Annotated in this window: 7 protein-coding genes and 1 pseudogene; all 8 read right to left on the bottom strand. The window is 37.7% G+C overall.

Annotation, left to right across the window (positions count from 1 at the left end):
- A partial coding sequence (locus tag NMM26_RS02735; RefSeq protein ID WP_254754448.1) for a YSIRK-type signal peptide-containing protein occupies window positions 1–4566 on the bottom strand: 4566 nt, incomplete at its 3' end.
- Between the two features lie 608 nt (window positions 4567–5174).
- Window positions 5175–9197 carry a YSIRK-type signal peptide-containing protein gene (locus tag NMM26_RS02730; RefSeq protein WP_254754253.1) on the bottom strand — a complete coding sequence of 1341 codons (4023 nt, stop codon included), beginning with the start codon at window positions 9195–9197 and terminating at the stop codon, window positions 5175–5177.
- A gap of 398 nt (window positions 9198–9595) precedes the next feature.
- Window positions 9596–9991: a YtxH domain-containing protein gene (locus NMM26_RS02725; RefSeq protein ID WP_254754252.1), complete on the bottom strand. Its 396-nt coding sequence runs from the start codon at window positions 9989–9991 to the stop codon at window positions 9596–9598.
- Window positions 9964–10390 (bottom strand): annotated as a pseudogene (locus tag NMM26_RS02720) (DUF948 domain-containing protein). Before NMM26_RS02720 ends, NMM26_RS02725 begins: the two are co-directional and overlap by 28 nt.
- Window positions 10391–11179 carry a prolipoprotein diacylglyceryl transferase gene (lgt, locus tag NMM26_RS02715; RefSeq protein WP_254754251.1) on the bottom strand — a complete coding sequence of 263 codons (789 nt, stop codon included), beginning with the start codon at window positions 11177–11179 and terminating at the stop codon, window positions 10391–10393.
- The gene (gene hprK, locus NMM26_RS02710; RefSeq protein ID WP_000115152.1) at window positions 11172–12107 is read right to left on the bottom strand and encodes an HPr(Ser) kinase/phosphatase; all 936 of its coding nucleotides are present in this window, start codon (window positions 12105–12107) and stop codon (window positions 11172–11174) included. Before hprK ends, lgt begins: the two co-directional genes overlap by 8 nt.
- 129 nt (window positions 12108–12236) lie before the next feature.
- A complete protein-coding gene (rpsU, locus tag NMM26_RS02705; RefSeq protein ID WP_000048054.1) occupies window positions 12237–12413 on the bottom strand; it encodes a 30S ribosomal protein S21 in 177 nt (58 codons plus the stop codon).
- 488 nt (window positions 12414–12901) lie between these two features.
- Window positions 12902–17191, bottom strand: a complete 4290-nt coding sequence (locus NMM26_RS02700; RefSeq protein WP_254754250.1) for a YSIRK-type signal peptide-containing protein — start codon at window positions 17189–17191, stop codon at window positions 12902–12904.
- Window positions 17192–17354: the final 163 nt, after the last annotated feature.

The following is a 17354-nucleotide window of genomic DNA, read 5'->3' as shown; positions in this document are numbered from 1 at the left end:
AGGTTCGGTTACTGTTCCTGTACCTGGGACATCTTTCTTAGGAAGTTTGTCATTTGGTACTTCACCTGAACCATTGTCACCAATTGTTACTGTGATTGTTGTTCCATCTTCTCCTGGGATTTCTACCTTAGTTCCTGGTGGATATGTTGTTCCATCTGGTTTCTTAGGCGTTACAATCGCATTTCCATTTGGTTGTTGAGTAATTTCGATTGTAGGAGTTTGAGTTGTTGGTGTCTTAGGATCTGTTCCATTGTTCTCTTCATCCTTGTCTGGAATTCCATCGTTGTCATCATCTGGATCGGTCACATCTGGAATACCGTCTCCATCTGTATCACGTTGAATTTTAACTGGAACTTTGACTACAACTTCTTCTGTTCCACGCTTCAGTTTAACTGGAATCTCTACTGTACGTTCTTCTTCTTTTGGTCCCCAATCTGTTACTGTTGGTGTTCCTACTAGATTTCCACCGTTATCTACTGTTAAACCATTTACTGGATTATCTACTGTAATCGTTGTGCCTGGTTTGTTTGGTGTTACTACCTTAGTATTTGCTGGTACTGGTGTTTTTTCTGGTACAGTTTTTCCTGTTACTGTTCCTGTTAATCCATTCGCTACTTTTGGATCTGTTCCATTTGTGATTTCTTCCTCATCTGGAATTCCATCGTTGTCATCATCTGGATCTACTTTATCTGGGATACCGTCTCCATCTGTATCGCGTTGAATTGTAACTGGTACATTCACAACAACTTCTTCGTTGCCCTTCTTCACTTTAACTGGGATGATGATCTTACGTTCTTCTTCATCTTTACCCCAGTCTGTAACAGTTGGTGTTCCAGTTAAGTTACCATCGCCATCTACTGTTAAACCATTGACTGGTGTTTCTGTAGTGATTGTTGAGCCTGGTTTGTTTGGTGTTACTACTGTTACTGGTGTAATTGGTGCTTTTTCCGTAACTGGTGCTGGTGGTGTAACCTCAGCTGCCAAAGGTCCATTTGCTGTCCCTCTAGCTACAGGACTCTCAAGAGTAAGATTATTATCAATTCTCTTAGAAACTTTTGCAGTTACTTCTGTTTTATCTGCAACTTCAGCATCAGAAATTGTTACAACTCCTGCAGGTGTTACTGATACTTTATCCGTTGTTTTACCATTTACGGTTGCTGTCCAAGTATTTCCTGATTTTGTAACTATTACAGTTTCTGGTGTAGTCTTACCTGTTGGTACATAAGTAAGGGTAATTGTATCAATATCCTGAGGATTAGTACTATTAGGGCGTGTTGGTGGTGTTATTGTTACACTACCATCCTCATTACCTACTATACTAGGTACTGTTGGTGTTACTGCCAACACTACTTGACGCTTGATTTCTGCAGGTGCAAATGTTGTTCTAGTTGTACTATTTACATCCGTAATAGAATTTTTGCTAGTATCTGGGAATACTGCTGTTGCGTTTCGAGTATATTTCCCTGAGTTATCTAGTGTTGTTCCTGGATCTAATTTATCACCTTGTTTCCATGTCCAGGTCATACCACTTGGTAAATAATTATTTCCACGATCTGCTTTATCTTCACTATCTACAACTTTAAGATATCTATGGGCATCAATGTTTTTACCACTATTGGCTACATTCAATGTTGAAGCTACTGGTACTTTTGCGATACCGTTTTCTAGATTTCTTGTTTCAATATCCACTACACGATATTTGAATTTCAAATCACGACTATCAGTAGCACTACTTCCTTCAACATGTAGAGTTGCTTCATGTTCTCCTAAAGTTTCAGTATTCAATACAGTACCTGAAGATAAACGCGTTGCATATGGAGTTTTTTCAGTTTTACCTGTTTGTGCTGTAAATGTAGAAGCAGTTACTCCTTTTGGAAGTCCTCCCTTAACTTCTACTTTAGAAATCACACCAGAATTATCCCATACTTTTAGTTCTGGGTTAAATGTCGCTCCTCGGTACACAGTAAATATAGGTGTATTGGCATTTTCTGTCAAACGAACACCATTTAACGTTGCTTCTGGTTTTTGAGTATCACGTGGTGTTACATTGAATGTGAAAGTTACTGGCTTAGCTTTATTACCAGCATTGTCACTAGCATTGAAAGTAATCGTATTTGTTTTACCGACATCCTCTTTACTTGTAGTAATAGTAATTTTAGTTACTTTTTCAGTATCAGTAATTTTTACATTAGTATTTGTTGCTTTACCAGACAGAAGTCTGTTACCATATTTTGTAGTGAAATCAGTACCGTCTATTTTAACAACTTTATTATCTTTTGCTGTTAATGTGAATGTTACTGTTTCACCTTCTACTACTGTTTGGTTAGCTGGTGTAATAGCTAATGTTGGAGGTTGTGTATCTGGTGCTTCTAGTACTGTAACTGGTACATTTACATTCTCAGACGATCCATCTGGGTATGTTACTTTCACTACCGCATTCCCAACGTTTCCTGCTTTTGCTGTTGATGGTTTGCTTACAACTGTTAATGTTCCTGGGCCATAATTTTTCACTTTTGCTTTTACTGCATCATCTGAAATCGTTTGACCTTGGTTAACTGTTAGCGTTTCTCCTGTCGGACTGTATTTAGACGCTTGATCTTTTACTGTAATTGTAATTGTTTTTTCAGCCTTATTTCCATTTTTATCATAGGCTTTAATCGTTACTGTACTATCTCCTACAGGTCCTGTCGGTGTTCCAGTAATTTTACCATTCGTAAATGTTAATCCTTGTGGTAATCCAGTTACTTCAATCGGACTGTTTGGACGCATTCCGACTCCACCTGTATTATCTACAGCTGTTACTGGAATATCTACAATTTTTTCATTTTTTGTAACAATTGAATCATTAGCAGTAATTGTAGGTGGAATTGTATCCTTAGGTTTTAAACTAGTTCCTCTAGCACCTACAATATATGATTGATTAGTAGTAGGCCCAGATGTAACAGAAGCAGCAAAAACTCTACCGTATGTGTTAGCTTCATTTTCAGTTACATCATTCTTTAATTTGACTTTTGCATGCATATGAACTGCATAATCTGTACTTTCTTTACGAGCTTCAATACCAAGATTATATGTAACCCCTCCTGTATAATTACCATCTTTCTTTCTAACAATCTCATTTAAAATTGGATCATTAGCATTATTTTTAAATACTTGAGGTTTTTGATTTTCTCGCGCTACTCCCGAGTTTGGATCATAAAAAGTTCTTTTATCTCCATTGAAAATTCGTTGTTTTTGAGTCCAAGGATTAGTTATTTCTGCTGAATTTCCATATTGTTCAAACCCTTGGAATCCATCAGAAAGTCTTGTTCCACCATTTTTACGATATCGAGTAAAACTTAAATCTTTTACTATATTTTCTGGATCCATTATATTAAACGGTGGTTGGAAATAATAGTGTTGCCCATATGACTTATCAGTCATCTTTCTTCCATCATTATTGAAAAATACATCATATACTATCCATTTACCCTCAGAATCCTCTTGGTAAAATGCTTTAATTACAGTTTTATTTTCAGTAAAATCTGGATCATCATTTCTTGTTCCGTTTCCTCCATTGGTACTTGGATCAACAGATGCGTAGTATTTAATATTTTTCAATGCTCCTGAATTAATTTCCGTACCCGCTCTAAATTGTGTTCCTTCTCCCATGCTTTGACCATTACGTGAGTCACGAGCACCTGAAGTCAGACGCAAGCTAGCGTTTTTAACAGAGTTAAACATTCTCTTCACACGTTTTGTCATTTCTTCAACTTCGTTCAGAGAAACTGTTGTATTTTCAAGGACTCCTTGAGCCACCCCTAATAGTTCATTGGCTTTTTCAAGAACTTCTTTGCTTGTCTCATGCTCAGGCACTTCCAAAACAGCTGCCTGCAATTGATCTACAGATACTTTCAAAGAATCTTTTTTAGCTGAAACAGCTTGACTCTCTTCACTTGCGCTTACTTCAGGAGAAGATTGGTTAGCTAGGTTTTCAACTGGTTTCTCAGTTTTATCTACTTGTTTATCAACTTTTTTATCTACTTGAACCTCAGTTGCTTCTTTAGCAGCAACTGATACCACTGTCACATCTTTAGACAAGAGTTCTACAAGCTCATCAATATCCTTTTGAGCTAGCTCAGAATTTTCTAGGGCCTCTTTCCCTTTTTGAAGTCTGTCTTTAACAGGTGAGACTACTGAATCGTCAAGGTTTAATTTAGTTGAAAGAAGAGAATTTAATTCTTCAACTACTTTTTTCAACTTGGCTTTATCGACTGTAGGCGCGTCATTCACAGCACTTGTAAGCGCTTGATTTTCTGAAGAATTTTTTCCTGCATCTACTTTATTTTCAGTAGGTTCCGCAATACCTTGAGGCGACTTAGGCTCATCTTTAGGGCTTACTACACCTGCAGCAGATGGTGCAGTATTTTCGCTTACACTATCCGCACTCGCAACGCGCGCACCCAAAAACATCAGCGCTGCTACAGCAACTGAAGCTGCACCAAAACTATACTTTCGAATAGAATAGCGCAAAACTTTTTCACGTTGCTGTCGATTTACTTTATATGAATTCGATTTGTGTTCCATTTCTCCTCCTAAGGACAATATAATTAAAAAGCAATCTTTATAACTTCAACTCCTTAAAAAGAGTTAAGCTACAAAAATCACTATGATGATTGCTATTAGCAAATAACATCACAGCTATCACAGCTATCACAGCTATCACAGCTATCACAACTCGATTATACCATTTTTAATATATTTAAACAAGTCAAAACCGATTTATTACATAAAACAAGGGATAAAATATTTAATTATTTATAAAATGTTATTATGTTATATGTATCAACATAATCAAATCTCTAGCTTTAAAATAAATCTGTAACCACTTATCATGTCAGATAATTCACCGTCATTTTTAATAGTAAAAACAATCATCTAGAAAATTTAATAGTAACAGATGACTCATCTATAGCAGATTGAAACTAGAATAGTATATCGGAACCACTAAAATATTTCTAGAAATTAGTCTTCTTACCTAATCGATTTATTCACATCTTATTTCAACATACCATAGAATCTACTTTTCAAAAAATACAACAACGGCCTTGTACCTCTTAAAATGAGGAACAAGGCCGTTGTTTAATATTTCATTGTCCACTTAACAATGAACAGTTCATCTTTTTACTAAATTTTTAGTCTTCTTTTTTCTTGCGAACTACAAGTCCAAATCCACTCAATAGTCCAAGAAGTCCTAGAGAGGCAAGAGTCGCATTTAATTCCGTTCCTGTATTTGGTAGTACATTTTGAAATTCATTTGACTTAGCTCCGTTATCAATAGTATCTGTAGTATTTTCATGTTTTGCATTCGGAGTAACTGAATCTGGAATTGGAGTTGAAGTTGTTGGTGCAGCTGTATCTTGACCAGGATTTCCATTAGCATCAGCTGTGACTGGCGCAACTGGAATTGGAGTTGTTAGCGCAGATGTATCGGGACCAGTATTTCCATTAGTATCAGGTGTGACTGGGTTTACTGGAATTGTATTTGGATTTGTACTTCCACTTGCTTTTCTGAAAATGTGGGTCATTACTGGTTCATTTTCATCAATCACAGTTCGTACAAATTCATATCCTGAAATTGATCCATGTTCCGAATCCTTTTCATTGCCTGTCTTAAGGGATGGTTTCAATACATTTCCATCTTCATCAATCCATCGAACCTCAATCATTAGCTCTGGCAACTCAATTGAATCTGGTAATACACCATTTTCAAAAATTGTTACTTTAGGTAGAGTTGCTGGAATTGTATTTGGATTTGTACTTCCACTTGCTTTTCTGAAAATGTGAGTCATTACTGGTTCATTTTCATCAATCACAGTTCGTACAAATTCATATCCTGAAATTGATCCATGTTCCGCATCCTTTTCATTGCCTGTCTTAAGGGATGGTTTCAATACATTTCCATCTTCACCAATCCAACGAACCTCAATCATTATCTCTGGTAATTCAATTGAATCCGGTAATACACCATTTTCAAACATTGTTACATTAGGAACTTCCAAAGATGGTTTACCTGGCTCAGTAATCGTACCTGTACCTGGTTTTTCTACATCTGGTAGATCACTATTTGGTACTTTACCTTTACCATCTTCGTCTGGGACTTCTACCTTAGTTCCTGGTGCGTATATTGAGCCATCTTGTGTCTTCGGTGTTGCTGTATCATCACCTGTCTTAGGATCTTGTTCTAACTCTACTTTTGCTTCTTTCGATTTCCCATCAGTTCGAACTGTTATAGGAGTTACCTTACCCGTTTTTGGATCAACTTCATAAGTTGTAGTGTTGATAACTTCACGACCTTCAGGATCTTTAGAGCGTTCAACCTTAGTTTTTGCTCCTACTTTAACGATTGTCTTACCTGCCGGGGTGACGACTGGATTACCAAGGTGTTCTGTGATATGACCGTCCTTTGGATCTACATCGTAAGTGGTTGTAGTGACTGCTTTACCTTTTTCACCCTCAGTACGCTGATCTTGTGTACCGAAGTCTTTTTCAACATCTTTAATGTATTCCACTTCTGGTTCAATAGGAGTTTCTAAGACTTTGTCTTTGGCACCAACTTTAACGACTTTTGGTACCATTTCTGTTCTACTAACAACCGGTGTCCCATCCGTTACTGTACCGTTAGTTTCATTAACAAGTGTTGATGTTGTTGTTACTATCTTACCTTCAGATCCATTATTAGTAACCGTAGTATTTCCTACATCTTTGGTTTTATCTGCTTCATACCGTGTTGTTACCGGAATTATTTTGGTTACGACTTTGGATTTGACGCCATTTGGACTGACAATGTCTTGCCTAACGGTTGGAATAAGGTCTCCTGTACTTTCATTCACTTCGTAAATTGTAGTCTTCTTAGCAACATCATCGACTTCTTTGAGGTATTCAACCTCATCCTTAGCTGGAACTTTGACCACTGTCGGTTTTGATGGAACTACTACTGCCGGTTCTTCATGTGGAATGAGGCTACCATCTGTAGGATTAACCGTGTAGGTGGTGGTTACTGTACTTGTTCCTAACGTACCAGCTGATGTGATTTTTACTTCACCTTTGGCTCTTGTGGCGTCTTTCTCGTAACGAATACTTGGCTCTATTGGCATAACGACAACCTTAGCCTTGGCTCCATCTTTCTTGAACACTTCCTTTTTCTCTGTTGGGGTAAGGACACCTGTGTTTGGATTGACTGCGTAAGTTGTAGTATTCTTAACAATATCATCGACTTCTTTGAGGTATTCAACCTCATCCTTAGCTGGCACTTTGACCACTGTAGGAGTTGAAGGTTTGATAACTGGTTGACCTTCATGTGGAATAAGGCTGCCATCTGTAGCATTAACTGTATAGGTTGTGGTTACTGTTCTAGTGCCTGAAATACCAGCTACTGTGATTTTTACTTCACCTTTGGCTCTTGTAGCGTCTTTCTCGTAACGAATACTTGGCTGTATTGACGTAGCGACAACTTTAGCCTTGGCTCCATCTTTCTCGAACACTTCATCAAGTGTATTTTTTGTAATCTGACCTGTATCTGGGTCTTTCATACTAACAGTTGTTGACTTAATGATGTCATCTCCGCGTTTACTATATACAGCAGTTTCTCCAACTTTTTCTACAGATTTAACTGTTGTTATTTTTTTATCTTGATAACCTGTCCCATCTAAAGAAATTCGTTTCCCAGATATAAACTCTGATCGTCTATTAATCATATCGGCTTCAAAATAAGAACGTGAACTATGACCTCCACTGGTTCGTCCAACATTTATAACAACATCACTATCATTGCTGACACCTTTTCTTATCGTCGAATCATTATCAACAATATAATGAGTCATTTTACCAGACTTAGCTATTTTTTTGCTATCTAAACCTTTTTGCCAAAATTCACGACCAGAAACCAAACTCGTCACTACTTTTGGGGCATTAAATGTTGTTCCTTTTTTTAATACATTATTATAAAAGTTTCTATAAGCCAACTGTTCTTTAGGAGACATGACTCTGCTGTCAGAATATGCCAACTCATAGGCTTCAACCATTGCCCGTTGTACTAAATATCCTCCTAAAGAATGTCCTGTTAAATAAAGATTGGTAATGCTCTTATCTTTAGCTAGTTCGCGCATGATATTTTCTGCATCTATCCCCTGTTGAGGATTTCTTCCAGTTCCCAGAGTGATATCTGCTTTAATATCTTTCACATCACTTGTTCCACGAAAGGCTAATACTTGTGCAGTTCCATTTGGTAAATATAAGAAATCACTCTTCGTCTCATACAACACAGCATCTAGTCCACTGGAGGTATGATAACTTTTCTTCCTCTCCCAATAAGGTCCTAATTCCTTATTCATCATCATATATTCATAACGTGGTTTACGGTCACCATTCTTTTTATATAACTCTGACTCTGTTAAAGGTTTCTTATGATCCAGCACTCTATCAATATAATTATCATCACGGTAGGACAATTCCATGAACATAATCATATCGCGCTCACTTACATTCCATTTTAATTTTTCATCTGGCTTTTCGTTACTGTCAATAATACCATCACCATCAGTATCTTCTAACATAGGATGACTATTGTAGCCTACATACTTTTTCCCGTCTTTTTCATAAATATAAAGTTCTTCTTTATCCTTCAAGTAATCATCATCTGTATAGGCTTCTGGACTTAACTGAGGGCCGTTTAATAACAAACTATCAAGCTTATTGCCTTCTGAACCGATTACTCCTGCTTTTATTTGCTTAGCATACTCATCAGTTAATTCATACTTTTTAACCTCGGAAGGATTTGATGCTGCTCTCACCGCTGGAGTGCTTGATCTGTCTTCACCCGCCACGAAATCCCTTGTGGTCAAGCTATTATTTTCCTTATCCCCAGATGTCTCAAGTCCTGTAGTCCTTGTAGATTCGATTGGGGTATCTTTGGGGGCTGGACTGGAAAGATCATCTCGATTTTCTGGTGAATTTTGAGCCTCTTGTTTTTTCTCCACAGTAGGGGTCGAATTCTCCCTTTCAGAATTAACTCCTATCTCTGTTGCCAAATTATTTCCCGTAGAAGCAAGCACTCCCTGAGATGGTGTAAACAAGGCAATTCCTATTAATACAGAAGCCACTCCAACAGAAAATTTTCGAATCGAAAAACGTTGACGTTTATTAAAAATATCTTTCATTTTACCAACTTTCTTTCTAGCTATTTTTTACAAAATAGAGGATTCTAATATTTTACATTGACAAAATACTAAACCGTTTCTTGACTAAAATTTTAGAGCTTTTCCTCTACTTTGTCCTAAACTATCGCATTGATTTCTAATCATAGAAAATGGATTGCTTAATATTACTAAAATATCAGTAAAATATAAAAAAATGTAAATATTTCACTTCTAACACTGCCATTATACCATAAAAATTCATAACACTCATATGTTTTAAAAAAGGTTTGTCAAAAAGCCTTTAAAATCAAAAAACACATAGTATCAAGTATTGAAAAAACTTGATACTATGTGTTTTATTGTGAGAAGATTTACTTCATTTTTTCCTAGAATTGAGTTTTTGCCCAGTCTCGTCAAATCTAGATTTTTTCTTCTTTGATATCAATCACAATCTCTTCTGATTCCTCAAGAGTTTCGGCCTTTTCTTGCCATTGCTCCTTGAGATTATTGAATCGATTTTTTGATGCTTCTGTCGCTTGACGGGCACATGATTTGGCTTGAGCAAGTACACTGTCCACAGTGATTTCACCTGACTCAACCTGTTCTTTGGTTTTCAGAACAAAATCTGTAGCCTGATCCTTAACTTCTGTCAGTTTTTCACAGACCTGCTCCTTGGCATACTCAGGATCTTCTCTCAAATCATCTAGAAAATCTTGAGCCTGACTGCAAACTTGCTTGCCCTTGTCACTTGTTAAAAACAAGGCAAGAGCTGCACCTGAAACGGTTCCTAAAAGGATTGAGGATAGTTTACCCATAAGAATTCTCCTTTTTTATTTTTTGAAAAATTTACTTGCGACACGTAGAGCTGACAAACTTGCACCAGTCTTAAGTGTTTTTGAACCAGCCGATGAAGCTTTCTTGCTCAAGACACGCGCATGATCATTGAGGTCTGAAACAGATAGAGATAAATCTGCAACAGCGCTAAAGAGTGGATCAATCGTTGCCACCTTGACATTGATATCATCTGCCAAGACATTGACCTTAGATAGCAATTCATTGGTATGATGTAAGGTCACATCCACATCTGAAGTTAAGGTTTTAATCGTCTTCTCTGTTTCATCAATAACACGACCAAGCTTTTGTACCGTGATAATCAGATAGACCAAAAAGACAATCAAAGCAATGGCTACAAGAATATATGCAACTTCTAACATTTAATTTTCCTCCTCTGTAACATAGTAAGGGGCCTTCTTTCGATTTTGATATAGAATGATAAAAATACCGAGACCGATAAGGACAACTGATAGCCATTGAGACACTCGAAGACCAAAGAACATAAGGCTATCTGTCCGCATGCCTTCGATGACCATTCGACCGAAACCATACCAAATCAAGTAGAAAGCAGTGATATGACCTCGTCTGAGACTCTTCCATTTCCGTCTGAATACCAAAATCAAGGCAAATCCAAGTAGATTCCATAAAGACTCATAAAGGAAGGTCGGCTGACGGTAGCTCCCCTCAATATACATCTGGTCACGTATAAAGCCAGGTAGATAATCCAGATTATCCACTGTTGCACCATAGGCTTCTTGGTTAAAGAAATTACCCCAGCGACCCAAACTTTGGGCAATCATGACGCTAGGCGCCGCAATGTCTAGAAAATCCCAAGTATTGATGAGTTTACGATCAGCAAAGATATAGAGTACAAGGGCACCAGTTATCAAACCACCGTAAATGGCCAAACCACCATTCCAAATGGCAAAAATTTCTCCCAAATTCTGACTATAGTAATCAAAACGGAAAATAACATAGTAGAGACGAGCTCCTAAAATAGCCAAAGGAAAGGCTATCAAGATAAAATCTAAAATATCGTCTGGTATAATTTTCTTTCTAGGCGCTTCTTTCATGGTCAAATAAACCGCAAGAATCAAGCCTGTCACAATACACAAGGCATACCATCGGATAGCTAGAGGGCCTAGATGAATAGCAATTGGATCAAGCATTAGGCACCTCGTTCTGAGCAATGAGATTTGTCAAACGTTCTTCGAATAAACGCGTCGCATCAAAGCCCATTTCCTTGGCACGATAGTTCATGGCAGCAGCCTCAATGACGACAGAGATATTCCGACCTGTTTTAACTGGAATTCGGATACGAGGAATGCCTACGCCAGAAATTTCTATTTCCTCTGCATTGTTTCCCAGACGATCAAAAGTCTTATGCGTATCGTAATTTTCCAAGTAAACAGCCAGCTGGACTTGTGAAGAATCCTTGACCGCACTCGCACCGTAGAGGCTCATAACATCGATAATCCCAACCCCACGAATTTCAATCAAGTGTTTCAAGATTTCAGCTGGTTCACCCCAAAGAGTAATCTCATCCTTGGCAAAGATATCGACACGGTCATCAGCTACCAAGCGGTGACCACGTTTTACAAGCTCTAAACCTGTCTCACTCTTACCGATACCGCTATCTCCCTGAATCAAGACACCCATCCCATAGATGTCCATCAAGACACCGTGCACACTGGTACGTTCTGCCAAACGAGAATCCAGATAACTAGATAGCTCTCCAGACAAACGACTAGTAGCTGTACGACTGGTTAAAATAGCAATCTTACATTCTCTGGCTGCCTTTAGCATCTCCTCGGGAACCACCAAACCTCGAGCAACAATGACCGCAGGTGTCTCAGGTAGAAACATTTTTTTCAAGACTTGGTAACGATTGTGAGAGGACATCGAAACAAGATAGGACCACTCCTTCATTCCCAAGAGCTGGATTCGCTCTGGCGTGTAGTAGTCAAAATATCCTGTCATTTCAAGACCAGGTCGCGTAATGTCCGCGGTATTAATTTCCTTTTCAAGTAATTCTGGTTCGCCATAGACAATGTCTAGTCTAAGCTTTTCAATCACTTCTTTTACTAAAACCGACATCATTTCCTCCTTCAAATGAGTTCTTCTCTCTATTATATCAAATTGTAGGAGGATATTTCAGATTTTTGCAGGCTTTGTAGTATTTATTTAAAAGAAAAAGACTAGATTTCTCTAGCCTTTCAGTTCTAATTAGAATTTTTTACGTTTACGAGCTGCTTCTGATTTACGTTTACGTTTTACAGAAGGTTTTTCATAGAATTCACGTTTGCGTGTTTCTTGAAGAGTACCAGCTTTAGTAACCGCACGTTTGAAACGACGAAGTGCGTCGTCAAGAGATTCATTCTTACGTACTACTGTTTTAGACATTTTTTTCACTCCCTTCAAGTTCAATATCTATTTTATTCTACACGTAAAAGGAATAATTGTCAAGCAAAAATGCGATTTAATTTTGATTTTTTCTGCCATTTATACAAGAGTTGAAAGCGCTTAGCACCTGTTTATATTGATGAAACAGGATTCAGTACTTATTTTTATCGAGAATATGATCACTCATTAAAGGGATAGATCATATGTCTAAAAGAAGATATCAGAGGATTTCTTTGGTTGTAGCGCCTTCCTACTAGGAGATTTCTTATGAGAGGTACTTGTTTAAGCTTTGAAAATCGGACTTATACTCTTCGAAAATCTCTTCAAACCACGTCAGCTTCGCCTTGCCGTAGGTATATGTTACTGACTTCGTCAGTTCTATCTGTAACCTCAAAACACTGTTTTGAGTAGCCTGTGGCTAGCTTCCTAGTTTGCTATTTGATTTTCATTGAGTATTATCATCTGATGTTTATCAAACAATCTACCAATTAAGCTTCTTCGTCTTCTTTACGACGACGGCCTGCAAGACCAAGACCAAGTAATGCACTTGCGGCCGCTACTACCATAGATACTACAGAATCTACTGTACCTGTGTTTGGCAATTCTTTAGCGACTGTACGCACACTTGCTTGTGCTGATGCTATGTGACCAGCGTTAACTGCTGCTTGAGTAGTAGTTGGAGCTACAGCTGGTGTTTGAGCAGCTTGGTCGTTAGTTGGAGTTGCATGATCAGTTGATAGAGCAACTTTCGCCATGAAGTCTTCGATACGTTTAATCATTGCATCCACTTCTGCTTGACTTGTGTCTGCATTAGCAAATACTTTCTTAGCATCTGCTGATAATGCATTCGCTTCTTTTGCAGTTTCTGCATCAAGCTTAGCTGATTCTTGGATGATTAGTTCATCTAATTGACGAATAGCACCTTCTAACTTCGCTTTATCCACTTTTGCATCAGTGTTAGTTGATCCGTTATTTCTGCCATAATCTGGAAGAGAAGTTTCTGGTTTAGACTCCCCACTTTGTGAAGCAACAACTCTAACCGGTACTTTTACAGTTATTTCTTTTCCATCTGCTAATCTTAACATTACTTTAGCAAACTTGTCACCTAATGTATTTGTATCCGGTAAATCTATGCTAATGACCGTAATACTCTCTGGTAAGTTTAGTTTAGCAATGATATCAGCTTGATGAATTGCTTTTCCACGTTCAACTGTTACTACTCCAGTAATAGATGATTGAATGAATGCTTCAAGGTCAAAAGATGGTCGTTCATAAACTAATGAATCTTGATCCATTTGGTATAGGAATGTACGTAAAGCTTTATCTAGTTCAGCTTCAGTTGTCGCTTTATCAATGGCATCTGTTGCATCTGTTGCTTCTTTAGCTACTTTGACTTTTTCTTCTGCCTTTTGTTCTGGCGTGAAGCTTGTACTAGCTTCAATAGCATCCGTCGCTGTTTTAGCAGCATCAGCAATTTCTTTTTTAGCAGCTTCTCTGTCAAGATCCTTTAACAATTCTACAGCTTTATCTAATTCTGCTTTTACTGCATCTACTTTTGCTTGTGCTGCTGTAACTTCTTCTTTAGTCGCATTATTTTCTTTTGCTAAAACTTTTTCAGCTTCAGTTTTTGCCGCTTCTAACTCTGTTGCTAGTTGAGCATATTTTTCATTATAGGCAGTAATACTATCTTGAGTTTTACCTTCTGTACTTGCTTTTGTTAGTTTTCCAGCATCTGCTTCTAATTTTGTTTTTTGCTCTTCTGTTGCTTTATCTACTAACGCTACTTTGGCTTTTTCTAACTCGTCTTTCCTAGCTTTTACTTCTGTTAATGCTTCTGCAACTTCTTCTGGTGTTACATTGGGATTTGCCATTAATCCCTCGGCTTTTGCTACTGCGGCATCCGCTGCTTGTTTAGCTGCTGTATACGCTGCTGCTGTAGAAGTTGTTTTGCCATCGGTTGCGTTTTCTACTTTCGCTAATTCTTTTAATGCATCTTTAGCTGTTGCTAAGTCGCTAGTATTCGCTTTGTCTTTTAGTAGTGCATTGGCTTTTGCTAATTCAACTTTTAATTTATCCACTTTTGCGATTGCTGATGTTGCATCTGCTTGTGTCGCATTATTTTGTTCTGCTTTTCTCACTAAATCTGCTGCTGTAGCTTTCGCTTCTGTTAAATCTGTTTGAATCGCTTCTACTGCTTTTTTGTACGCTGCAATACTTGCCGGAGTTTTTGCTGTTTCAAATGTACTTGCTGATGCTGGTGTTAATGATACGTCTGCTTTTCGTAACTCTGATACTTGATCATCTGTCGCTTTGTCCACTAACACTGCTTTGGCTGCTTCTAGTTTTGCTAATACTCCATCAACTGCCGCTTGCGCTTTTAATGCCTCGTGTTCACTTGCATTGTCCCCAGCTTCTTTGATCGCTGTTGCTTTGTTTTTTGCCGCTTCTAACTCTGTTGCTAGTTGAGCATATTTTTCATTATAGGCAGTAATACTATCTTGAGTTTTACCTTCTGTACTTGCTTTTGTTAGTTTTCCAGCATCTGCTTCTAATTTTGTTTTTTGCTCTTCTGTTGCTTTATCTACTAATTCAGCTCTTGCTATTTTTAATTCTGCTAATTTTTCATTTAATTCACTTGCAATAGTAGCTACTACATCTGGATCCGGATTATCTTGATTTAATATTTTTTGTGCCTCTGTTTGAGCATTGATTGCTTCTGTTTTTGCAAAATCATAAGAGGTTATAGAAGTTAGTGTCTTACCGATTCTTGGATCTGGATTTTCATTTATTAAATTTAATAATTTAGTATTTGCAGTATCTAATTTTGATTTATCAGTTCTTAACGCTTGTTGAGCCGCTAACACAGTCGTTACGATATCTTTATAGTCTTGAGTTTTCTTTAAATCTCCTGTCAATAATTTATTAACATTTTCTAATTGTGTTCTATAGTCATTGATAGTTGCTTCTGTTTTTCCTTTGGTATCTTTTTCTTCTGTTTCTTTTAACTTATTGTAAACTCTTTGTAAAAGTGCTTTAGCAACCCTACTTGTATCTTGCTCAAGAGTAAACCCTAGTCCTGAAATAGGTAAGGCATATTGCTTCCATGGAACTTGATATCCCATTCCTAGATTTGCATTATCTCCCGGGCTTATACGAACAGTGTACTCCGTAACATTAGGTTCCAAGACTATTCCTTTACTTGTAAATGTTCCCGTACTAGTACCCAATCTTCTTTTATTAGGATCTTGTTCTAATTTTTCATTTAATGTTTCTCTAGTAGGTAGTGAAGCCCTATTCGTATCGAAATATTGATCTCTTCCAATGATAGGTGCAACTACTTTTTTAGTTTCATCCTCTCTATTTTCATTAGGGCTAAATATTTGATCGTATATTGTTCTAGTAGTACCGGACTCATCTTTTGCGAATACTTCTACTCTATATTTTGCTTTCTTACCATCAATATCTCCTGTAAATCCTGTTTTAAAAGAAACAATAACATCAGATCCAGTAGACTTAGAATAAGCTTTGAATGTTTTTTCAATCCCTTTAAATTTAGCAAGCCCTATTCCTTTATTCGCGTAATGCCTTTCTGCCACATATACACTGCCATCATCTACAGCTTCTTCTTCAGTAGCTTTTGTTCTAACCTCTGCTAAAAATAAGGCATAATCTTTAGAACGATCAAAAGTACTCTCATTTAACCATGTCCGATACGGTCCATTCTGAACCAATACTGTGTTTACAGTTTCAATAGGAAATACTCCTTTGTCTGTTCTTCTTGCAATAGCAAAGACTCCTCCACTAGTGGCTTTCCAACCACCGAACTCATTAATATCTTTAACTTCTCCAGGAGCTATCTTTTGTAGTGCACCAACTTCGTTAATAGAAGTTATCTTTGTTTCATTAGTTATTTTTGTTGGTAAATTTATTAAACTATTCGCAACTTCTTTAAGATTGGCACTATCTCCCGGCAATGTATACGTTTGATTCGCATCTGGATCAGTATCTGTCGTTGTCCCATCTGTTCGGAATGGGTTGTTTCTGTCTAGGGCTTGTCCATTACGTGGATCATGTTGTCCTGAGTTTGCGATAGAGTTGGTTCCTGTAGCTTTATCAGTAGTGCTTGCTTTCTTACCGACAGTCGCTTTTCCTTCTGTGGTATCTAGTTTAGGACTTTCCACTTGCGCTTTAGGCTTATTACGTAAACCGCTGCTAGCTGTCATAAGAAGTTTTCTGTAAGCTTTTGTTAACTCGTCTTGACTTTTGGCTGTTGTTAGGGCAAGTTTTGCTAATTCTAAATGTTCTTTAAGGGTTGCGACACTTTCATCTGTCTTAGTCGCATAGCTACCTGAGGCTAATTTAGCATCAATTTCTGCTACGTAATCTTCCAGCTGTTTTTTATCCAGATCAGGTGTAGCTTTTTCTTCTGCTTCTTCTGTTACTGAAGCAGGAGATGATACTACTGGCGCTGGAGTCGCAGTAGTAGATGTTTCTTCTTGACCTTTCGGAGCAGTAGTCTCACTGCTACCAGAATTTCCATCCAACTGATTGACTACTGGAGTCGCCCCGTAGGTTCCATTCTGGACATCTGGGTCTTTCAGTGGCGAGCCTTGTCTTCCCTCATTAGTTGGAGTTACACCTTGCTCTGTGGCAGACACTGTCCCATTTCCTGGAAACATGAACAAGGCTGCTACTGCAACACTAGCAGCACCAAAACTAACCTTACGAATCGAAAACCGCAAGCGCTTTTCTCTATCTTCATTACCTTTATAAAACATATATCATTTTGCTCCTTTTCCGATAATTATCGGTTAATATACAATGGAAGGACAAATAAAAAGCCCCCCCTAAAATATTTATGCATATTTTAGACTGACTTAACTCATTATACTCCTTTTCATTTTATAAATCAAACATTGTGAACTTAGCTTGATATGATAC

Source organism: Streptococcus sp. CF7_Ac1-8, assembly GCF_024295435.1.
GTDB lineage: Bacteria > Bacillota > Bacilli > Lactobacillales > Streptococcaceae > Streptococcus > Streptococcus mitis_AP.
Note: the sequence above shows the minus strand (reverse complement) of the source record. Positions and strands in the feature narration are given on the sequence as shown.

Excerpts from the sequence above, each read along its gene's own strand:
- lgt (WP_254754251.1), bottom strand. The coding sequence starts at position 11,179 with ATGCTTGATCCAATTGCTATTCATCTAGGCCCTCTAGCTATCCGATGG.
- NMM26_RS02730 (WP_254754253.1), bottom strand. The coding sequence starts at position 9,197 with ATGAAAGATATTTTTAATAAACGTCAACGTTTTTCGATTCGAAAATTT.
- rpsU (WP_000048054.1), bottom strand. The coding sequence starts at position 12,413 with ATGTCTAAAACAGTAGTACGTAAGAATGAATCTCTTGACGACGCACTT.
- NMM26_RS02700 (WP_254754250.1), bottom strand. The coding sequence starts at position 17,191 with ATGTTTTATAAAGGTAATGAAGATAGAGAAAAGCGCTTGCGGTTTTCG.
- NMM26_RS02725 (WP_254754252.1), bottom strand. The coding sequence starts at position 9,991 with ATGGGTAAACTATCCTCAATCCTTTTAGGAACCGTTTCAGGTGCAGCT.
- hprK (WP_000115152.1), bottom strand. The coding sequence starts at position 12,107 with ATGTCGGTTTTAGTAAAAGAAGTGATTGAAAAGCTTAGACTAGACATT.